This window comes from Polynucleobacter sp. UK-Gri1-W3, from assembly GCF_018881595.1.
In the GTDB taxonomy this organism is placed as follows: Bacteria; Pseudomonadota; Gammaproteobacteria; order Burkholderiales; family Burkholderiaceae; genus Polynucleobacter.
Window position 1 is genome coordinate 96,169 of record NZ_JACVQA010000008.1, and the last position, 20,213, is coordinate 116,381.

At 44.4% G+C, this 20,213-nt stretch carries 18 protein-coding genes; 15 read left to right on the plus strand and 3 right to left on the minus strand.

Annotation, left to right across the window (positions count from 1 at the left end; genetic code table 11):
* Nucleotides 1-337: 337 nt before the first annotated feature.
* Together ICN36_RS08380 and ICN36_RS08385 are read left to right on the plus strand one after the other, a co-directional pair.
* On the plus strand, nucleotides 338-616 hold the full coding sequence (locus ICN36_RS08380; RefSeq protein WP_216227940.1) for a BrnT family toxin: 279 nt from the start codon (nucleotides 338-340) through the stop codon (nucleotides 614-616).
* Nucleotides 617-627: 11 nt separating this feature from the next.
* On the plus strand, nucleotides 628-837 hold the full coding sequence (locus tag ICN36_RS08385) for a BrnA antitoxin family protein (protein WP_068949841.1): 210 nt from the start codon (nucleotides 628-630) through the stop codon (nucleotides 835-837).
* A 322-nt stretch (nucleotides 838-1,159) separates the two neighbouring features.
* Here ICN36_RS08385 and ICN36_RS08390 read toward each other — a convergent pair whose 3' ends face one another.
* Nucleotides 1,160-1,588 (minus strand): hypothetical protein, encoded by a 429-nt coding sequence (locus ICN36_RS08390; protein ID WP_216227941.1) that lies wholly within the window; start codon nucleotides 1,586-1,588, stop codon nucleotides 1,160-1,162.
* A gap of 143 nt (nucleotides 1,589-1,731) precedes the next feature.
* On the opposite strand from ICN36_RS08390, the gene ICN36_RS08395 reads away from it, so the two are divergent.
* The 7 genes from ICN36_RS08395 (at nucleotide 1,732) to ICN36_RS08425 (ending at nucleotide 11,814) form a co-directional block, all read left to right on the plus strand.
* Entirely contained in the window at nucleotides 1,732-2,961 is a 1,230-nt protein-coding gene (locus ICN36_RS08395) for an HD domain-containing phosphohydrolase (RefSeq protein ID WP_216227942.1), read from the plus strand.
* Between the two features lie 206 nt (nucleotides 2,962-3,167).
* Complete coding sequence (locus ICN36_RS08400) at nucleotides 3,168-3,797, plus strand: GGDEF domain-containing protein (RefSeq protein ID WP_216227943.1); 630 nt, start codon at nucleotides 3,168-3,170, stop codon at nucleotides 3,795-3,797.
* Nucleotides 3,798-3,837: 40 nt separating this feature from the next.
* Complete coding sequence (locus ICN36_RS08405; protein ID WP_216227944.1) at nucleotides 3,838-4,182, plus strand: diacylglycerol kinase; 345 nt, start codon at nucleotides 3,838-3,840, stop codon at nucleotides 4,180-4,182.
* 50 nt (nucleotides 4,183-4,232) lie between these two features.
* The gene (locus tag ICN36_RS08410; protein ID WP_216227945.1) at nucleotides 4,233-4,874 is read left to right on the plus strand and encodes a hypothetical protein; all 642 of its coding nucleotides are present in this window, start codon (nucleotides 4,233-4,235) and stop codon (nucleotides 4,872-4,874) included.
* A complete protein-coding gene (gene bcsA / locus ICN36_RS08415) occupies nucleotides 4,874-7,606 on the plus strand; it encodes a UDP-forming cellulose synthase catalytic subunit (RefSeq protein ID WP_216227946.1) in 2,733 nt (910 codons plus the stop codon). Before ICN36_RS08410 ends, bcsA begins: the two co-directional genes overlap by 1 nt.
* A 40-nt stretch (nucleotides 7,607-7,646) precedes the next feature.
* Nucleotides 7,647-11,390, plus strand: coding sequence for a cellulose synthase subunit BcsC-related outer membrane protein (locus ICN36_RS08420; RefSeq protein ID WP_216227947.1), 3,744 nt, complete (start codon nucleotides 7,647-7,649; stop codon nucleotides 11,388-11,390).
* A 13-nt stretch (nucleotides 11,391-11,403) separates the two neighbouring features.
* Nucleotides 11,404-11,814 (plus strand): tetratricopeptide repeat protein, encoded by a 411-nt coding sequence (locus ICN36_RS08425; RefSeq protein ID WP_216227948.1) that lies wholly within the window; start codon nucleotides 11,404-11,406, stop codon nucleotides 11,812-11,814.
* Between the two features lie 8 nt (nucleotides 11,815-11,822).
* Here the strand turns inward: ICN36_RS08425 and bcsG are convergent, their stop codons facing one another.
* Both bcsG and ICN36_RS08435 read right to left on the minus strand, forming a co-directional pair.
* Complete coding sequence (gene bcsG, locus ICN36_RS08430) at nucleotides 11,823-13,367, minus strand: cellulose biosynthesis protein BcsG (protein ID WP_216227949.1); 1,545 nt, start codon at nucleotides 13,365-13,367, stop codon at nucleotides 11,823-11,825.
* A gap of 1 nt (nucleotide 13,368) precedes the next feature.
* Nucleotides 13,369-14,379, minus strand: coding sequence for a glycosyl hydrolase family 8 (locus tag ICN36_RS08435; protein ID WP_216227950.1), 1,011 nt, complete (start codon nucleotides 14,377-14,379; stop codon nucleotides 13,369-13,371).
* Between the two features lie 116 nt (nucleotides 14,380-14,495).
* Here ICN36_RS08435 and ICN36_RS08440 point away from each other — a divergent pair, with 116 nt between their 5' ends.
* The 6 genes from ICN36_RS08440 to ICN36_RS08465 all read left to right on the plus strand — a co-directional run bounded on the left by ICN36_RS08440 (nucleotide 14,496) and on the right by ICN36_RS08465 (nucleotide 20,209).
* On the plus strand, nucleotides 14,496-15,806 hold the full coding sequence (locus ICN36_RS08440) for an HD-GYP domain-containing protein (protein WP_216227951.1): 1,311 nt from the start codon (nucleotides 14,496-14,498) through the stop codon (nucleotides 15,804-15,806).
* The gene (locus ICN36_RS08445; protein ID WP_216227952.1) at nucleotides 15,803-17,356 is read left to right on the plus strand and encodes a sensor domain-containing diguanylate cyclase; all 1,554 of its coding nucleotides are present in this window, start codon (nucleotides 15,803-15,805) and stop codon (nucleotides 17,354-17,356) included. Before ICN36_RS08440 ends, ICN36_RS08445 begins: the two co-directional genes overlap by 4 nt.
* Before the next feature lie 63 nt (nucleotides 17,357-17,419).
* Nucleotides 17,420-18,205 (plus strand): SUMF1/EgtB/PvdO family nonheme iron enzyme, encoded by a 786-nt coding sequence (locus tag ICN36_RS08450; RefSeq protein ID WP_216227953.1) that lies wholly within the window; start codon nucleotides 17,420-17,422, stop codon nucleotides 18,203-18,205.
* A gap of 3 nt (nucleotides 18,206-18,208) precedes the next feature.
* The gene (locus ICN36_RS12095) at nucleotides 18,209-19,537 is read left to right on the plus strand and encodes an ATP-dependent RecD-like DNA helicase (RefSeq protein ID WP_216227954.1); all 1,329 of its coding nucleotides are present in this window, start codon (nucleotides 18,209-18,211) and stop codon (nucleotides 19,535-19,537) included.
* A 55-nt stretch (nucleotides 19,538-19,592) separates the two neighbouring features.
* A complete protein-coding gene (locus ICN36_RS08460; RefSeq protein ID WP_216227955.1) occupies nucleotides 19,593-19,883 on the plus strand; it encodes an AbrB/MazE/SpoVT family DNA-binding domain-containing protein in 291 nt (96 codons plus the stop codon).
* Nucleotides 19,884-19,888: 5 nt separating this feature from the next.
* A complete protein-coding gene (locus ICN36_RS08465) occupies nucleotides 19,889-20,209 on the plus strand; it encodes a type II toxin-antitoxin system PemK/MazF family toxin (RefSeq protein WP_216228283.1) in 321 nt (106 codons plus the stop codon).
* Nucleotides 20,210-20,213 lie beyond the last annotated feature (4 nt).

A 20,213-nucleotide genomic window follows, 5' to 3' on the forward strand; every position in this document is an offset into this window, starting at 1 on the left:
TAGCTCTTAAGGTTTTTAGAAGCCTTAAAGGGGCCCCAAAAAAGTAACCACATGGTTACTTTTCTCATTTAAGTCCAGATAAGCCCCATTTCAAGCGCTCGGTATCATATTTGCCTGCGCGACAACCAGATAGCGATACTTATGTTTCGCATCTAATCAGGTTGATGCAAGTCGGAATATCAAAAGACTGGTTGGCGGCAATCGGCCTCAAGTTACCAAATTCAGTAATACCCTACTTATGCAGAGTATTTGCTTTTGCTTTTTGTGGATAAGATTATTTTATTGTGAATTATTCAACCCAGTTGCTTGCCCTCATATATTTATGTACAATGTACATATGACTTCATTGAGATTTGAATGGGAGCCCCGAAAAGCTTCGGTTAACCTGAAAAAGCACGGCGTTTCGTTTGAAGAAGCGAAATCTGTGTTTTCTGATGAGGGTGCCAAATTAATTTCCGATCCCGATCATTCGGAAGATGAAGACAGATTTATTTTGCTAGGCGTAAGCCACGCACTTCGGACAATTTTGGTTTGCCATTGCTATCGAAGTGAAGGTAATGTCATACGTATTATTTCGGCTCGTAAGGCGACGCCTAAAGAGTCAAAAGCTTATTAAAGGTGATGAACATGCGTAAAGAATATGATTTCTCAAAAGCTCGTAAAAATCCATATGCTTCTATGCTCAAGAAGCCTATTACGATTCGTTTAGACGAAGATTCTGTTAGCTACTTTAAGTCCGTGTCTGAAGAAGTAGGCATTCCTTATCAAAGCCTCATTAATCTCTATTTGCGTGATTGTGCGGCATCTCATAAGAAGTTAAACCTTAGCTGGAAGTAGTTTGGAGGTGGGGTTAAATATCCTGAGCCCTGGTCTATGGCAGTTTTGATCGCTGTTGAAATCTTAAAATAGACTTCTACCTCTTACTCAAGAGAATTTACCTTTTCATGGTTACTAGGGTTTGTAACCCTCTGATTTTATTGAGTTGAAAAATTGAAAAAGTAACCATGAATCACCTTGTAAGCCATATATCTCTTGATATAAGCCTTCAGATTGTGATTCTGGTTGTCGCGGGTTCGAGCCCCGTCGTTCGCCCCACAGCATTAAAAAAAGCTCTCATTGAGGAGCTTTTTTCTTTCCGCCACTCATATTTCTTTTACTCTTATCTCTTGCTTCTGGCTGATCTAGCCGATTCAGCCGTAAGGTTAGACATTTTTACAGCTTCGGCGGCGGCCATAGCTGCGCGCTTAGTGGCCTCAGCAGCTTCAGCTGAGGCCAATATAGAGGACTCCTCGGCTTGATGGGCAACAGCTGCAGCGGCTGCAGCGGCAGCAGCAGAGGCAGCAGCAGCGGCTTCAATGGCAGCTTCGGCAGAGGCAGCAGCGGCCGCCTCTGCGGCATCCACCACCGCTTCTGATGCGGCTAGCTTGGCTGCAGTTGCGCAATTCTTGGCTGAGAGGGAGGCTTTTTCAGCAGATATAGCAGCTCTCTTAGCGGCTTCAAGTGCGCTCGAGGTCAAAGCCTTGAGGGTATTTATCGCATCAGCGTAGCGAGCATTAACGGTGATATATCCCTGACGTAGGTTGCTCACCTCGGATTCCAGGCCGATCAGCTTTGCATAGATTTTTCAATATCTTCTTTCATATTCCCTTGTTAGTAGTTTATGTTTTCATACTCTGCCTATTTATTGGCAATTGCAAGCCTTTTAGGGCGATTTAGGGCCATAATAAAAACATGAAAACAAAGCCTATAAATCAGCATAACTTATCTTCTGATTTAGCCATTCGTGACGAGTTAGAAAAGCGAGGCTGGGCTTTATCCGCACTTTCAGAAGCGGCTGCTGCACTGGCACGTGCAAACTCTACTGAGTTATTGATTCAAGAGGTTTGTCAGGCGATTGCTGCACAAGGTCCATACATTCTTGCTTGGGTGGGACAAGCTGAGGGTGACGCCTTTAAGACCGTCAAAGTAGTTGGGGTTGCTGGGGCTGCCTCTGGCTACATTAAAGATATTGTGGTGAGCTGGTCCAGCGCTGAAGTAACCGGACGCGGACCTGCAGGTAGTTGCATTCGAAATAATAAAACGAGCGTAGTTATCGATGGTGAAATCGATCCTGGATTTGTTGCTTGGCGCGAGCATGCCAAGGGGTTTGGAATTCGCTCGGTAATCGGTTGTCCAATTCCTGATGGTATTACTGGGATACCCTTTGGTGTACTGATGGTGTATTCGAAAGTTCCGAATACATTTAGAGCTTCTGAAGTTCAGTTATTTGAAAGTCTTGCTAAAGAGATTGGATTTGGACTGCGCTCTATTGAACGTCAACATAAGTTAGATGACCAAATTCATGAAAAAGAAGTAACGCAAGAGCGCCTTGCAACTGCATTACGCGCAACTATTGAGGCTATGTCCAAGACTATGGAGTGGCGCGACCCCTATACTGCCGGTCATCAAAAGAGGGTAGCTAGTATTGCGATGGCTATTGGCCGTCAATTAGGTTGGGACAATGAGCGTATTCAGGCTATCTATATGGCAGCAATGGTGCATGACATTGGCAAGATGGCAGTGCCATCAGAAATTTTGACCAAGCCCTCACGATTGACTGACCTGGAAATGCAAATGGTGCAAGGGCACGTAGAGGCTGGCTATCAAATTCTGAAGGATATTCCATTTCCCTGGCCAATCGCGGATATGGTGCGCCAACATCATGAGCGTTTAGATGGCAGTGGTTATCCGCTGGGTTTGAAGGATGAGCGGATCAGCCAGGAGGGAAGGGTATTGGCCGTAGCCGATACGATCGAGGCAATGGCAACTCATAGACCTTATCGGCCTGCTAAGGGATTAAATTCAGCAATGGATGAAATTCAAGCTGAGGCAGGTACCAAGCTAGATGCGAAAGTTGTTGAGGCTGCATTTAAGTTGCTTGAAGATGGAAATGAACTGCAAAATATATTAGATACGCATTAAAGATGACGATTAAATGGATTGCACTCGGCGCGTATTATTTGGCATTACTTGCGCAAGTTTTTGCAACGATTTTTGCGCTCAAGATATTTTTTAAATCAAAAGCGTATCGCCTGGCTAGCGGCTCCTTAGCTCTCGGTTTTGGCTTAATGGTAGGGAGGCGGATTACTTCTCTTCTGCATTTTTATCTAGATGGTTACTACAACCTCTTGGATGCAGCCTTGGCCTTTTCTATTTCAGTACTGCTTTTTCTGGGGCTGATGCAAATCAAAAAAATTATTTTAGAGTTAGAGGAAAAGAATTTCCTGCTTGACCATATATCAAAGACAGATTCATTAACTCAAGCTTTAAGTCGATTGGAAACTTTCCATCAAGCAGAATTGGAGATTGAAAGATCTTTGCGCAATGGGGAGCCGGTAGCCTTCCTTATGCTCGATATTGACCACTTTAAAAATATCAATGATGAGTATGGCCATCCGCTAGGCGATATCGTTCTGACAAATCTTGTGAAGCACTGCCAAAAAGAGCTCCGTGTTATTGATATTTTCGGGCGCGTCGGTGGCGAGGAATTTTTCGTTGTTTTGCCAGGGGATGATATCGGGAGTGCTTTTGAGGTCGCTGAGCGCTTGCGTAAAAGGGTGTTCTCTACCCCTTCAGCTCTTGTGGGTGGTAAAGAAATCTTTATATCAATCAGTATCGGCGCCGCTAGTTTCAGCCCCAAAATGGATGGAGAGACCAAGTCCAGTCTGGTTTTAAGGACTTTTTATGCCAAAGCCGACCAAGCCATGTATGCAGCTAAGTCTAAAGGCCGTAACCGAACGGAGATTTGGACTCAATAGGCTAATAAAATAGCTTATATTCCTAATAAAATTGATAGCAATGCCAAAAAAGAGAAATATTATTCATGCAACTATCAATGCGATTGATGGCGTCAAAGAACTCGTCCTTCAAAAGGCGGCCCGTAGAGAGTTAATTCTTGTGGTGATTGCCATCGGATTTTTTTGTTATCGCCCAAATGTGTATACCGTATTAATGGCTGTTCTATCCCTGGTTTTGCTAGCGGTTGAAGCGCTTAATACGGCCATTGAAAAGATCTGCGATCTCATTACCTTGGAAGAGCATCCTGAGATTAAAAAGATCAAAGATCTTGGTGCGGCAGCAGTGATGATTATCGTGTTGGCTATTGGTCTCATCTTTATTCGCTACTTATCTCCATTCTTCTGATGAGGAACTTTTTAAGCGCCTTTCATATACATATCATCCCTAGGAGTGATATGGAGTCACCGGATGAATCATCTCATCAAGCCATTCGAGACAAGGCACTTCTTTTAATTGCAAGAATTTGTAGAGATTTTCGCGGCACAACCTTTGAAGAGTCTCGCGAAAAAATCATTTATTCATTTGAGCAAATCAGTTTCGCAGCACAAGCGGCTATGGCTATTCAAATAGAGGCTGATGCAACGAATGCAAAAAATCATTCAGACCCTATATGTTTGGCCTCGATTGGGATTGTTTCTCTGATTAATCCATTTACTGGACTCAAGGAAGAAGAGCGCTCTATCCAATTGGCATCCTTCATGGCTGAGGCTGCTGGCCCTGGAGAGCTTTATCTATCTGAGGGCGCGCATGATTCCTTAAAAAACCCAGATGCACTTCTGTGTCGCTTTACACGACAGCTACTGAGAACGGGTGAGGATAGAGCCCTCAATGCCTATGAAGTTTTTTGGAATCCAACCGAGGTTGATCCAGGAAGGCTCCATCAAGATCCCAGTGCTATCGATTTGGAGCTTCAACCGATTCGCTCCTTTGGTCTGAAATTGGTTGCTGGGATTTTGCTATTGTTCTTTTGTGTGCTACTGCTTACTGTGGGCTATGAAGCCCTATGGGAGTGGTTTATTTATATGGTTAATCGCTAATGTTTTTGCGCGATCGTCACTCCAGAATCACTGCAAGCTTATTGATGTTTGCCGTTGGTATTGGCGTCATGATTTACTTCGCTGAGGAATTACTCAATCTTGGCGGCCAGCTCTATTTAGGTTGGGGCTCTTTTTTCATCATCTTCCTAATGTCGAAGGTGAAGTATTTCCGTAATCAACCTTGGCGTTCTGTATTCATTGTTCTAGCGCTCTTTGTTAGTTGCCGTTATATGGCATGGCGTATTTTTGACACTTTAATTTATAACGGTTTCTTTGACTTTATCGGCACCGCTCTGTTATTCCTGGCAGAGCTGTATGGCTTTACCTTATTCCTGCTAGACATGTTTGTGAACTTCTCGCCAATGTCTAGTGAAATCGTTCCCTTATCTCAAGACGAGTCTTCTTATCCCTCTGTAGATATCTTTATTCCTACTTACGATGAGTCTGAAACTATTGTTCGCATGACGGTGACGGCTGCGACTCAGATTCAATACCCTAAAGAAAAGCTCAATATTTACATCCTGGACGACGGCGGGACCCATGCCAAGCGTCGCAGCAAGGAAACGGGTCATCAAGCCTGGAGGCGCCATTACAGCTTGAGAAGACTCGCCAAAGATCTGGGTGTGCATTACATCACCCGCGATACCAATCAAAAAGCTAAAGCTGGAAATATCAATCACGCTTTGCAGCATAGCAAAGGTGAGCTGATTCTCATTTTGGATTGTGATCAAATACCAACCAAAGATATTTTGCACAATACAGTAGGGCAGTTTTTAAGCGATCCCAAAATGTTTTTGGTGCAAACACCGCATTTCTTTATCAATGAAACTCCAGTCAATAACGTGATTACTGGCGTTTCTAATCGCCCGGATGAGAGCGAGATGTTTTATCGCAAGATTCAGCCTGCCATGAATTTTTGGAACTCTGCCTTTTTCTGTGGCTCCGCAGCGGTACTGCGCCGTCAGTACCTCATGGAAATAGGTGGTATTGCCATTAAGACAATTACGGAAGATTGTGAGACATCACTTATTCTCCATGCGCATGGATATAACAGCAGCTATATCAATAAACCCATGGTCTGCGGTCTTTCTCCAGAGACTCCATCTGACTATCTGACCCAGCATTCACGTTGGGCCAAGGGGATGCTTCAGATCTTGATGCATTACAACCCCTTGTTTATGCGTGGGCTCAGTCTGCCACAGCGTTTGGCATATTTTTCTTCGTCATACTCGTGGCTTTTTGGATTTGCACGATACATCTTTTTCTTGGCGCCATCAGCCTTCTTAATTTTAGGCCTTAATGTGTATTCAGCCAATTGGCACGAGATGGTGGATTTCACGGTGCCTTATGCGTTGAGTATTTTAGTGGTGATCTCATACTTCTTTGCTGGTTCGCGTCAACTCTTCTTCTCGGAAATTTATGAAACTGTGAAAGGTTTTAGGATGATTAGAGAGCTCATGCCGGTTCTTCTAAATCCTTGGAAGCAAAAGTTTCTAGTAACGCCAAAAGGCCTTACCTTAGAAAGAGAGCAGCTTAGCTGGGATGCCTTCCCATTATTTATCCTGGTAACTATCAACGCCGTTTCTATTCTTATTGCTGCTCTTCGCTGGCATTACGAGCCTATTTGGCATGACAACATCGTCATTACCGCAATATGGTGTTGTATCAATATTTGGTTGGGCTTAATGTCTCTAGGCGCCTTTTGGGAAAAGCGTCAAGTCAGAGCTTATTACCGAATTGGTGGTGGTGGGGCAGTGAGGGTTCTTCGTGGTAATGGCCTACCTGTTATCGAAGCAAATTTAGAGGATGTTTCAGTAAGTGGCATCGGGTTTGTTCTTCCATTTAACACGGACCTAAAAGTTGGCGAATCCATTCAATTAGCCGTGAATGATAGTTATGGAAACCACTATAAATTTATGGCAAAAGTAGTTCGTATGCTAAAAGAGACTGACCATTATTTTTGCGGTACACAGTTTGTCGCTGAACAAATTGGTAGCCCTGAAGCCATTGCCTTCGTTTATGGAGATAGTGGTCGTTGGCAGCACATTTGGGATGCTAGTGCGGAACTCAAGCATTCAAAGCTTCAGTTGTATTTGTTAACGAAGTTAGGGCTGAAGGCGGTACGCGAAAACTCTGCGGGCTATTTTGCTTACATCACAAAAAGTCTAGGCGCTTTTATCGTGATGCTATTTAATCCCTATGTTTGGTTTTATGCGATCACTGGCTTAGTCAATTGGATTATTTATCTACTTTATTTATTCGTGGTCTATACCATTGGCTTAGTCGATCATGAGCAGGCAAGAACCTTTCCACGCTTACAGGCTGGAGAGAGAATGACTCTTTATTTCCCCAAGCTTGATGCTACCTTGGAAGGCTGGCTCTTTGATATCTCACTAACTGGCGTTGGTATTAAAGTCAATCTACCTTTCTTAATTGACGATAACGAGTTAATAGAAGTTTTTGTATCTGGAGTCTTGAAATCACAGCAACGCATGGATTGCATTATTCGCCGAGTAATTAAAACCGGTGATGAAGTAATATTAGGTGCAGAATTTATCGTAGATAACAGCAACTTCTTCAAGATTGTGAGCTTCGTTTATGGCCAAGGTTCAAAGATGGTATTTTCATTGGCGATTCAGAATTTAAGGCGAATTCTGTCCTACCTCTTTTTCATCGGTGAGTTGTCGGATGAACGCAAGAGTCTCGCTTCCTCTAAGCCCTTGGGTAAATGATCCCTTGAGAATAAGAGCTCTTCATCTCTGCTTTAGTTTTGTGCTGATCTCTTCAATTGGGGTGGTGGAATTTGTCTACGCTTCTGATGCAACCCTCAGTAGACAAGAGATTGCAGAGGCCAGAAGGGCGCTAACCCAGGCCACCATTCTTCAAAAAAGTGGCAAGTCGGCAGAGGCAAATGCATTTCTCAAGGAGAAGTTTCCTAATGGCCCGCCTGCAGGCGATTTGGCAGTTGGCTATTTCAAAATTATCGCTAGCTTGCCGGGCGGCTGGAATGAGGCGCGCGCGGGATTGGAGGGGTTGGTTAAGTCTGACCCCAAAAACTTGCAATACACCTTGGCATTAGATACCTTATTAGGTTCAAATCTGGAAACCCGTGATATGGCTTTCCAGAATTTGGCTGAAACCTATAAAGTTCGCAAAGTGGATAAGCAGCGCGTTCTTCAAGTTTGGCGGGAAGTACTTAATGCGCAAGAGCCTGGTCCAGAATTGCTCCCGTACTATCAGAAGTATCTAGAAGTAGATCCGCACAATCAAGAAATCACCGGCAGATGGATTCTGGAGAAGGATGTCCTTGCTGAACGTAAACGTATTGCGAGCGACCCCTTGCTTAAACGGCGGCAGGTTGGTTTGGATTTGTTGGATAAGGGTGACATCGTAGGGGCGGAGGCGCCACTGCTAGATACGCTTAAAGAACGCCCAAAAGATTATTTAGCATTAGGTGGTATGGGCGTTATTCGGATGAGACAAGGTAACTATGATGAGGCGGTTGCTTACTATCAAAAAGCTTTGGCGCTGAATCCAGAAAATAGCGGCAAGTGGAAGAGTCTGATATCTACCAGTCAATACTGGTTACAAATTCACCAGGCTGAGGATGCAAGGGATAAAAAGAATTACCCCTTGGCAATGGAGAAAATTCGAGCAGCTATTAATCTTGAGCCACAAGGTGCAGAAGCTATTGCTGTATTGGGAACTATTGAGGCTGAGCGAGGTAATACCAAGGAGGCTGAAAAACAGTTTCGAGAAGCCTTAAATATTGAGGCGGATAACGGTATTGCACTTCGTGGTTTAGTCCAATTGCTTATTAAAGCAGGTAAAGGTGATGAGGCATTAGCCTTAATTAATTCACAGGCATCTGCTAATAGCTCTGCTGGTAAAGGCTATGATTATTTGCGAGTCAAGATTTTAAGTTCGCAGGCAGATGACTTGGTAAACAAAGGGCGTGCTATTGATGCCATTCCTTATCTACAGAGTGCGCTCAAGCTAGAACCAACCAACCCTTGGTTACGATTTCAGCTAGCTGGGATCTATGAGACCTCAGGCTCTATCAACAAAGGCTTGGCAGTAATGAAGGAGGGCTTGCGTCTGGCTCCCAATGATCCGGAAATGATTAACGCCAACGTACTGTTCTTATTAAGCGCTGATAAAACTGATGAAGCCCTGAGCCTGATGCGCAGTGCATTGGCTAAACCCTCTTCCGATGTAACATCATTGCGCTTAACTTATGCCAATGTGCTCAATCGCCTGCAGCGTGATGATGAATTAAGTCCCGTGTTGCAACAGCTGTCAAAAACCCAATTATCAATCAGCGATAAGAAAAAATATACTCAGATAAGACTGGATTTTGAGATTCGCCAAGCCCTTCAAGCAGGCGATACTCAAAAAGCCATTACGCTTTTGCAACAAGCAATTGCACTCGATCAAGATGATGTTTGGTTGCGATTAGATTTAGCGCGTTTATACGCAAAGGTACATCGCCCAAAAGAGGGCATTGCACTATTCGACGCTTTCCTCAAAACCCATCCCAATAGTGTTGAAGGCTTGTACGCCTATGCCTTGTACTTATCTGCTCTTGATCAAAATCAACCAGCCCTAAAGGTGTTAGAGCGCATTCCTACACCTGAGCGAACCCCAAAAATCACTCGTTTCCAAAGAAGTGTTTGGGTAGATCTTCAATTAACTCAGGTAAGCAGAGCAAATGCCCAAGGAAATCAAGCCAAGGCAATTGCTCAGCTAAGTGCTCTCGAAAATGAGGTATCCAATGATCCCGACCTTTCTTCCTTGGTTGCGCTGATGTGGGGAAAGATTGGTAAGGTAGAACAAGCTAATGCTCTCTTTGAGAAGATTGAGCAAAGCACTCCAGACCTCTCTGTTGAATGGCATTTACGTTATGCCAATTACCTTCTCAATAATGATCAGCCCGAGGCATATCAGAAGGAGATGTTCCTGATATCTAGTCAAAAATTAAGCCCAGGTCAAAAGCAAGATTACGCAGATCTTCAGGAGACGGCTGAGCTCAGAGCGATCGGTCAGTTTATTAAGAGTGGCGATATTCAAGTGGCTAAACAAAAGCTACAACCGCTCATTTCTGTAACACCGAATAATTACAAGATGATGTATTTGGACAGCCAGATTCAAAGGAGAGAAGGTTACCTAGATAAAGCAATCGATATTGAGCAACGTGCGCTTGCTCAATCTCCGGTGCCAATCTCTAGTTACCATAGCCTTTCTACACTCAAACCGGCTGCAAGTTCATCAGGCGTTTCTGTGTTTCAGATTGACCCACCCATTTTGGAGCCCTCAGCTGTCTCATCCGGAAGTGCATACCAATACAGGCAAATGGCCGACATGATAGAGATGCGTTCCAATTGGCTTGATTCAGCTATAGATTATTTATCTCTCAATGGCACTCCAGGGCAGTCTTATTACCGGGCGACAGAAATTCCACTGGAGTGGAAGATGCCGATACGCTCCGATGAGCGCATTACTTTCCGAGCCGATCAGGTCAATATCAATGCTGGCACTATTGACGCAGGTAATGTATATCAAGTTAGTACCTTTGGCACCATGGCCACTGTTTGCGGCGGAGGAGCCGGTACTGGGAAATGCCCAACTGGCTACTCAAATCAATCTGCCTCAGGTACCGCTATCAATATCGGATACGAGAAGCAAAACTTCAAGGCTGATATTGGCACAACACCCATTGGCTTTCTTACCCAGAACTGGATAGGCGGAGTCAAGCAGAGGTTAGATGTAGGTCCTGTTGGAGTCTCGTTAGAGTTGGCACGTCGCTCCATGACCAGCACCTTACTTTCTTATGCGGGAACTCGTGATCCTGTCACTGGATCCGTTTGGGGAGGCATGATCGCAACTGGTGGAACGATTGGCTTAAGCTTAGACCAAGGCGGAACTCTTGGGGGCTGGACCTACTATCGAGCGCGTAGCCTCACTGGTACGAATGTTCAGAGTAATAGTGATAATCAATTCATGGCTGGCCTGAACTGGCGCATTATTAATGAAACAGATCGCCAACTCTCGAGCGGTCTTACCGGAATGCTCTGGGGCTTTAAACGAAATGCTGGTGAGTTTACTTATGGGCAGGGTGGTTACTACAGCCCACAAAGCTATCGCTCTGTAACCCTTCCTTTAAATTATTCTCAGCGTTTTGCTCGCTTCTCCTATGTTATCAGTGGTTCGGTATCGACCAATTGGTCTCGCACTGATGCAGCGCCTTACTTTCCGACCAATACTCAATATCAGGCGGAGTCAAACAACGCTACGTATTCCGCAAGCTCAGGCCCTGGTAGTGCATATTCTGCTTTGGCTGCTTGGGAGTACCAGGTCACGCCATCCGTTTTCGTTGGTAACCGCTTGAAGTTGGAGCGTTCGCCTTACTATGCTCCAAATAGTTTTGTCTTGTATGTCCGGATCATGCTTGATGGCAATTCACCAAATCCAGTGCCACTGCAAACCCAACCAGTAATACCGACATCTCGCTTTTAATACACTGTAGACAATGAACAAACGAATCTCATCGCCAATATTGCTTCTCGTGATGGGTTTGCTCGCTTGCTCAATTCTGAGAGCTCAGCCATCGAATGTTGCCCCTGAGTTTGATCCCTATCTTCCAGGCGAATTAAATGAAAGAGCGCTCTATGAATTAAAGGATGGTGATATCTCCACTGCAGTAATTCTGCTGGAGCGGGCTTATCGCTTAAATCCCCACAGCCCTGATATCAAGGCTAATCTAGAAATAGTAAGGAAGATTGATCAGGAGAAATCTGCCATTCAAGTCAATGGGGAGGTGGTCTACCTAGATGCACTTGGCAATACGCTCATTCCTGAAAAAACTCTAGATGTTCCAGCGCTGTGGCCGGAAACCCAGCCTAACCGTAGCCTTAATCCTAATCCTAAGCCAAAGCCCTAATTAAGGTGCTAATTATTCGTTTCGAATACATTCCAGTTGATATCGTTGGAACGGAAGTAGTAAGAAGCACCAAACTTCATGATGACTGAGTCTTCGTTCTCAGCAACAAATCGGGTACTAGGGATATTTTTTAAATAGGTTTCAGGTGAGGCAGCTGCAGCACCAAAGGGAACTTTACCCACAAACTTCGAAATCAAATCCGATGCAGCAAGATAGCTTGTTGGCTGCTCAATGACATTGGTTTTCATAGGTGTATCTGCTTTGCCAGTGAACATGATGCCAACGGGAATATTGGTCACATTTGGACTTGGGATTTCTCGCATACCCGTAATTTCATTCTTGTTTCTGCGGATCGCTGCACCATGCTCAGGAATGAAAACAATCACCACTTGTCGACCAGAGCTATTTACCTTGGTGTAAAAACGATCAACATCACTTAATAACTTACGCGCTCTGCGGGAGTAGGTTTCTACGCTGTTTTCTAGCTTGCCACCATCCAGCGCACGATTACCATCATGCAATGAGATCGTATTGTAGAAAAGGGCGACCCGTTCATTGGGGGACTTCATGCGCGCATCCCACCAATTCGATAGCACGGAGTAGTCATCATAAATTTGCGAACCGTCAAAACCTCTTAGGTAAGGGGTGGATTGCGTGTTATCGAATAGTGGGGCAGACATACCGCCCTCATTTCTGATTTCCTTAAGGAGATCTCCATATTTGCCATCATGATTTAAAGCAAGCTGTACCTGAAAGCCAGTTTTATTCAGGTTACTAAAAAGCAAGGAATCTTCGACAGGAGGTTTGTATAAATCCCGCTGGTCCTGCTGACCACGACTACCGCGTAATAAACGAATAATTGAAGGGCCACTGTAGGAAGATGCTGAATTAAAGTTGGTAAATAAATAATGGAAGCGTTGGAAAAGTGGATTGTTATCTTCTTTAATGTATCTCAGATCATCCCAAGCCAGCGAGCAGACATTAATCACCAGTACATCAAATGGAGCGCCGCTGGCCTTTTGAGAGCGATTGAATGCAGTCCGAGAGGCCTCTTCAATAAAGAAGCCATCAAGCGACTCTGTGAGTGCTGTATCGCTTGGTAGACCAATCACTTGGCCGTCTGCATCATAGGCCAATGGTGCCATCTTGGCTCCCAACGGAAGCAAAGTGCTCAAGATGGCTAATGAGGCTATTGTTGTCATTCTCAACTTCTTGGAAAGCAGGAAGTAAAAAAGATATAGACCCAGCAAGATGGCTATGACTCGCCAATCTAAAATTCGGATTAAGAGCTCTAAGTAATACTGGTAGCTAAAGTCTAGCAACTGACTAATTTTGGGAATGATATTGCGAAGCGGTGGCAGCGGGCTATCGAAGTAAAGTAGAGCGATGCCAGTAGGCAATGCTACCCATTTACGAATTCGTAGCAAGGTTGGATTAGCATGGGAAAAAATTAGAAATAGCGCAAAGGCAGCATTAACAAAAAAATGGAAATGTATATAGCCTGTATAGAACAGGATAATCTTAATGAGGAAATAGAAATTCCAAATTCCCATATTACTTTTTCAGATCCTCTAGAGCCATTTTAGTAAATAAAGACAGCATTGATGAGTAATAACCTTGCGATGGATTAAAGCTTGGTAGTTGAGTCTTCTCTACATCAGGGTAAGCAAGCGCCATAGCTGCAATGCTTTGGAACCCTTCAGATGCATTGTACGTTGCCATTTCACCAGTCATAACATTAATCCAGGCGGGCGGCATTTTGCCGGCATAAGAGCCCCAGTAGTGTTGAAAAGGTTTTATGAAGGGTAGAGAGGCCTGCTTTCCCCAAATTAAATACAGGGGGATTCTGACTGCGTCATACCCAAATCGATCGTCATCCGTAGGACCGATCCTCTCACCCTCTAATACCAGCCAATCTGGAGGCAATTGCCATTTCCCAAATCTCGCTTCTTGAATCAGCTTTAGGCCGGTTAATCGCAGATCTTCCCATTCCGGAGCAGGGTCTAATCTAGATAATTCCGCAATCGCCGGAAATACCCAATAGGAGAGGTTGAGTTTTAAGCCATCTGGTTTTTCAAAACCCGCTGCACCAGGTAGCAAAACTGTTCCTTTATTAGTTTTGCGCAAGAGCTTTGCTCTAATGGACTGGCTTATTTGGATGGCGTTAAATAAATAGCTCGGTTCATTCCATTTGGTATAGGCACACGATAAGGCCCATGCAATAAATAAATCGCCATCACTGGCGTTATTCATATCATTGATGCCTACCTGCGGAGACCAGCTCCAGGCAAACAGTTTATCGTCGCGCACTTGTAGATTTTGCTGTGTCCAGCTCCACACTTGGGAGAATGTTTCAGGGTCGTTATTTTGTACTGCAAGAAGCAAGGCCATGCCTTGACCTTCGGTATGGCTTATAGCGTTTTGGCCTTTATCAATAACCCGACCATTCTCCATAAATTCGGATTTAAATTGGGTCCAATCATCCGTCCCAAACGCAGTCGACGAACAGAAGAGCGCAAAAAGAAAACTCAAGAGCCAAAATCGTAGAAGGGTACGCCTAGTCATGGGATTATTAAATCTAGGAAAAAATATGCTGGCGATTGATTATGATTTGTATTACTAAGGAATAGGGTACATTATGGAGTAATGGCTTGTCATTGGCCTAATTTATTTGGTATTTCATGCAGTTAGCTAATCAAACCTTTTACTTTGCTGTATTTATCATCCTTGTAGGGCTGATGGCCCGATTCTTGGCGAATAAGGATGACGATCGCTCTCAGTTTAGGGTAATTTACTGGCCCGCAGGCTTGAGCTTTCTGGCCGCCTCTATGTTGGGCTTTGCCACTGCTCCATGGGGTGGCATGCTTGTCTTGGCCTTGGCGAATATCTTTTTGATCGCCGCCCTCGCCAATATTTCCCTATTGTTTAGTTGCTGGAATGAATCTCTACAGAGATCGAGTAAGGTTGCTGCTGGCACCTTGTTTGGCGGTGCCTCCGCAATCTATATCTACTTACAGTTTTTTGGGGAAACAAAAGACCGTATTCAGTTAATGGACATTGTCCTGATTATCTTTTGTATTTGGCAGATTGTAGCCTTGAGTCAGTTGCTCAAAAAAGATAACGCCTATCAAATTAAAGTATTGCTTGGTGTCGAGTTTATTCAGCTTGGGGCTCGCATCATTCGCTCACTTTTAGCACTTAATGAAGTGGACTATCCTGGCACGCTTTACCACGAGAGTGGCTGGGCATTTGTAATGCGTATAACCTCAATCCTTGCGATTGCTACGATCTGCATCCTGATTACCAATTACTACATAGAAAAGCTGTGGCATGAATATCGACGTAGCTCACGTGCGATTGAGGATGGGATGCTTAATAGTCTAAATGTACTTTCAATGGTGCGAGATAACGAAACAGGTAACCATATTCTCCGAACAAAGAATTATGTACGCGCTTTAGCAGAAAGACTTAGCTCTAGCGGTGCTTATGCAAACGAATTGTCTAAAAGGGATATTGAAAATATTGTGAAGGCCGCCCCCTTGCATGACATAGGTAAGGTTGGTATCCCGGATACCATTTTGAAAAAATCAGGATCGTTGACAGACGAGGAGTGGCAAGTGATGAAGACACATGCCACTCTTGGGCAAGATGTTTTAACTGCCGCCAAGCTGAAGGACGCCTTAGATACCGATGTATTAGATGCTGCAATCCAGATTGCGGGCTGTCATCATGAATGTTGGGATGGCTCTGGCTATCCGCGGGGGCTAAAAGGCAAAGAAATTCCCTTGCCAGCTAGGCTGATGTCCTTGGCTGACACCTATGATGCTTTGGTCAATGAACGGGTTTATAAAAAGAAGTGGTCTCATGAAGAGGCTTGCTTGGAGATTGCTAGGTTAAAAGGTCTTCGTTTTGACCCTCGTATTGTCGAAGCTTTCATTTTCGAAAAAGACAATTTCTTGAGGATCTCTGAGCTATATAGAGACTCGATATGACGATTACTTTCGAGCCTAGCTCTAATGTTAGACGTAACTCTAGCCTTATTTTGGGCGCCTCTATTATTCTGGCGGTCATCTTTATCATCAACGCAGTAATCTCAGGATATTTGTTACGCCGTAATACAACCGACGATCGTGCGGATCAACTCGCCACCCTGACATTAATATTAGCCGAGCACACTTCGCAGATTATTTTCTCAGCTAATACTGTTTTAAATAGCATTGATGATGTGGTTTACGCAGCAAAAATTGAAGATGAGAAAAGCTATCGCAAGTTCACATCAAATAAAAATCAGTTTGAGCTGTTGGAGGAAAAGACAAAATCGAATTCTATTTTAGACGTCACTACTTTTGTGGCTAATGACGGTAAAGTCCTGAATTTCTCGCGCTCCTATCCTGCGCCTGAAATTAATCTGGCGGATCGTGATTATTTTGTCTACTTGAAAAATCACAATGATCTTGAGACCTTCTACAGCGCTCCCGTCCAGAACAAGGGGAATGGTAAGTGGGTTTTTTATTTGGCTAGGCGCGTCAATGGTGCGCACGATGAGTTTCTGGGTATCATTTTGGTGGGCGTCTCTGTTGAGGTCTTTTCCTCGTTGTACGAGAGGTTAGGCTCCAACTTGGGCGATGGCGCAGCGATAACTCTGTATCGCCAAGATAAGACCTTATTAACTCGATGGCCGCTAGTTGAAAATCTGATAGGTCGTGTCAATACCAATAACTTGATTGAGCAATCCTTAGGCGCTGCAGCAGACGGTAATGGCGTGATCTTTACATCCAAGACCGGCTTTACTCGGCAAAATACGTCTCCGGTTGAGCGCATGATTTCCTATAGAAAAGTTACTGGATATCCATTCATTGTCGGAGCCGTAGTCCCCGAGACTTTGTATTTGGCCAACTGGTATAAAAATGCGACTGGCGGATTAATTGCCACCATTTTGAGCATCATCATTTTATTCATTGGAACCTATTTTCTGCTGAGGACTTATCGTCGTAATGCTGAGAACCAATATCGTGCGCATCACGATGTCCTTACCAGATTACCCAATAGAACCTTATTCTCCGACCGCCTCTCTTATTCACTAGCCAATTGCAAGCGCAACCAAGCTAAATTGGCGCTTCTTTTTATTGATTTAGATAATCTTAAAACGATTAATGATGTATACGGCCATCTCGTAGGAGATGCAGTCCTAATGCAGGTTGCCGAAAGAATACGATCCTGTTTACGAGATACGGATACTGTAGCCCGTCTCGGTGGAGATGAGTTTATTGTGCTCTTGCTGGGTGTTGGTGATGAGAAGAATGCCTTAATGGTTGCCGAAAAAATACGATCCTCTCTCATGATGCCGATGACGGCTGATGGCATAACTGTAAGTACAAGCGCAAGTATTGGAGTGGCTTTATATCCCGATCATGGATCTAATGAGTCTGATTTGATGAATAATGCTGATATGGCGATGTATGAGGCTAAATCTAGCGGTCGCAATACAATTCAGGTATTCAGCGAGAAAGTACTCAAATCAGTTTTCAAAGATATTTCATAAGCCTTATATTTACAAGTTAATTGTTTGCTGAGTAAAGCCTGATGTATTGGAGGATCATTGTTTATGAAAAAATTTGAGACCCCCAAAATTCTTTTAATTCCATTGATTAGTATTGGGCTCTTGTTCATAGTGCTTAGATCAGCTCCAAGTCAAAGCGCACCAAGCTCAACTATTCCTACATTGCAAATCGGTAACTTGATCTGGGATCAAACAGAGATGAACATTGCTGATGTTAAGGCTTATGCAGCCTCAACCGGATTTGTTAGTGCTGCGGAAAAGAAGGGCGGCGGCTTGTCGTATGAATATGGCTTTGTTCAAAAGCCGGGATGGACCTGGAAGACCCCCTACGGTGTACCTGCAAAAGATTCTGAGCCAGCAGTGCATCTAAACCAAACAGAAGCAGAATCGATTTGTCGCTATTACGGCAAACGTTTGCCTACTGAATCTGAATGGACTAATGCAGCTTTCTTAGAACAAAGAGCGAGTCCTCCCGCTGGATATACGAAGGGTCAGCGTTACCCATATCCGGGAGGCAGCACTCCCGCGGTATCCCATTGCCTCAGTGGTTGTGGTGACTACAAGGGGCTCGCACCGGCTGGCGCCCTGAATCGTGGTACTGGGCACGTTATTGCTGGTTCAACAAAGCCTGGCGTCAACGGATTGTTTGATATGGGTGGAAATGTTTGGGAATGGACATCAACAGAACGTAATGGCGGATATATCACTCGAGGTGCCTCATGGTGGTATGGCCCTGAGAGACAGCAAGAAAGCGATGTGGAATCTAAACCAGGTGATATTGCCGTGGTTTACATTGGTTTTCGGTGTGTCGCCGATGCCGTGAAACAATAGGGGATGACTAGTTCTGCTGCAGATTCCTCCGAAATTGAAATTACCCCAGATTACCAAGCGGTAATTGAGGCCGTTGATCGCCATGATCCTTATATCTTCGTTAGCGGTAAGGCTGGTACAGGTAAAACAACCTTAATTGGATATTTGAGAGATGCCATCCCTGGGAACGTTGTAGTAGTGGCCCCCACAGGCGTTGCAGCTCTTCAAGTGAAGGGGGTGACGATTCATTCTTTCTTTAGATTGCCGCCTCGCTTAATCTTTCCGGAAGAAGATATCAAGCCATTGCGTGATAAGCGTCTTTATAAAGACATTCGTTTACTTATCATTGATGAGATCTCGATGGTGCGCGCCGATGTAGTCGATGCGATGGATTTATTTCTGCGTGAAAACGGCCCCCAAAAAGGTCAGCCTTTTGGCGGTATTCAGGTGATGTTCGTGGGGGATTTGTTTCAGTTGCCCCCTGTGGTTTCTAGTGCTGATATGCAGGTCTTATCAGAGAGAGGGTATGAGGGGCCTTATTTCTTTTGCGCCATGGCCTTGCATCGTAAGGATGTCACGATGGTTGAGCTCTCAAAGATCTTTCGTCAAAAGGATGAGCACTTCGCAGGCCTGCTCAACCGTATTCGAATTAATCAGGATATAGACGAAGCCATTGAAACTCTGAATGCCCAATGCTTCAAAAAAGATACTGAACTAGATGAGCAGACTATTACTCTAACGACTACCAATGCCAGGGCGGATCAAATTAATGGTGCTGGGCTACGCGCTATCACTAGCGATAGTAAGGTCTACGCAGGCAAGTCGACAGGAAAATTCAATATTGATGAGCGTAATCTACCGTCACCCAATAGCTTGGTACTCAAGGTTGGCGCTAAGGTTATGTTTACGGCAACCGATCCAGGATTTCCGAAGCGCTGGGTGAACGGCACGATCGGTGTGGTGCGAGAGTTATTACCCGATAAGGTGAAGGTAATGGTCCAAAATGGGCCTTACTCAAATACAGTTGAGGTTACGGGCCATCAGTGGGAGTCGTATCGTTACGATCATGACATGATGTCGGGAAAAATTTCCCCGAGCATCATTGGAACGTATGTGCAGATACCGCTCATGCTGGCTTGGGCCGTCACTATTCACAAAAGCCAGGGCAAGACGCTTGATAAGGTGAAGGTCGATCTCTCATCGGGTGCATTTGCCTCAGGGCAGGTCTATGTAGCTTTAAGTCGCTGCAAAACGATTGAAGGCATTTCTCTACAAAGACCCATTGAGCCCAGAGATGTGAGCTGCGATCAGGAGATCAAGCGTTTCTATATGAACTGTTTGCCTTCTAAATAGGGTTATTCCCCCTCATTTGACGCTCTTCTGTTTATGTAATTACATTGTTATTACTATGAACAAAGACCATAAATCCAATGTTGTAACCAGCGCACCACTGCAGGTGGCCATTAGAACTATTGGCAACTCTAAAGGCGTGGTCATCCCAAAGATTATTCTTGAGCAATCTGGAATACGGGAGATTGTGGAGATGTCGGTAGACGGAGAAAAAATCGTTCTAAGTAAGCCTAAAAATGCCATTAGAGAACATTGGGCTCAAGACGCGCAAAGTCTTGCGAAGCTTGGTGAGGATAAATTGCTACTTGGAGATTTTGCTAACGATGAAGATGGAGATTGGGTTTGGTAAGGAGCATCGTTTCTTGTGGGGAAATTTGGCTCATCAATCTCGACCCAACAATTGGAAGTGAAATTAAAAAAACACGCCCTTGTATTGTGGTCTCGCCTCAAGAGTTAAACGACTGTTTGCGCACTGTCATCGTTGCTCCCATGACTAGTAAGGGTAAGTCAGCAGGCTTTCGGGTACCTATTACGTTCGATGGAAAGAAGGGTTTAATTCTTATAGATCAAATTAGAGCTTTTGATAAAGCACGCTTAGTCAAGAAAGTTGGAAAGGTTAATTCCAAAACCTTAGCCGCCAGTCTTAGTGTGCTGCAAGAGACTTTTGCAATATAGTTTC

Excerpts from the sequence above, each read along its gene's own strand:
- ICN36_RS08380 (WP_216227940.1), top strand. The coding sequence starts at position 338 with ATGACTTCATTGAGATTTGAATGGGAGCCCCGAAAAGCTTCGGTTAAC.
- ICN36_RS08385 (WP_068949841.1), top strand. The coding sequence starts at position 628 with ATGCGTAAAGAATATGATTTCTCAAAAGCTCGTAAAAATCCATATGCT.
- ICN36_RS08395 (WP_216227942.1), top strand. The coding sequence starts at position 1,732 with ATGAAAACAAAGCCTATAAATCAGCATAACTTATCTTCTGATTTAGCC.
- ICN36_RS08405 (WP_216227944.1), top strand. The coding sequence starts at position 3,838 with ATGCCAAAAAAGAGAAATATTATTCATGCAACTATCAATGCGATTGAT.
- ICN36_RS08410 (WP_216227945.1), top strand. The coding sequence starts at position 4,233 with ATGGAGTCACCGGATGAATCATCTCATCAAGCCATTCGAGACAAGGCA.
- bcsA (WP_216227946.1), top strand. The coding sequence starts at position 4,874 with ATGTTTTTGCGCGATCGTCACTCCAGAATCACTGCAAGCTTATTGATG.
- ICN36_RS08425 (WP_216227948.1), top strand. The coding sequence starts at position 11,404 with ATGAACAAACGAATCTCATCGCCAATATTGCTTCTCGTGATGGGTTTG.
- bcsG (WP_216227949.1), bottom strand. The coding sequence starts at position 13,367 with ATGGGAATTTGGAATTTCTATTTCCTCATTAAGATTATCCTGTTCTAT.
- ICN36_RS08435 (WP_216227950.1), bottom strand. The coding sequence starts at position 14,379 with ATGACTAGGCGTACCCTTCTACGATTTTGGCTCTTGAGTTTTCTTTTT.
- ICN36_RS08440 (WP_216227951.1), top strand. The coding sequence starts at position 14,496 with ATGCAGTTAGCTAATCAAACCTTTTACTTTGCTGTATTTATCATCCTT.
- ICN36_RS08445 (WP_216227952.1), top strand. The coding sequence starts at position 15,803 with ATGACGATTACTTTCGAGCCTAGCTCTAATGTTAGACGTAACTCTAGC.
- ICN36_RS08450 (WP_216227953.1), top strand. The coding sequence starts at position 17,420 with ATGAAAAAATTTGAGACCCCCAAAATTCTTTTAATTCCATTGATTAGT.
- ICN36_RS12095 (WP_216227954.1), top strand. The coding sequence starts at position 18,209 with ATGACTAGTTCTGCTGCAGATTCCTCCGAAATTGAAATTACCCCAGAT.
- ICN36_RS08460 (WP_216227955.1), top strand. The coding sequence starts at position 19,593 with ATGAACAAAGACCATAAATCCAATGTTGTAACCAGCGCACCACTGCAG.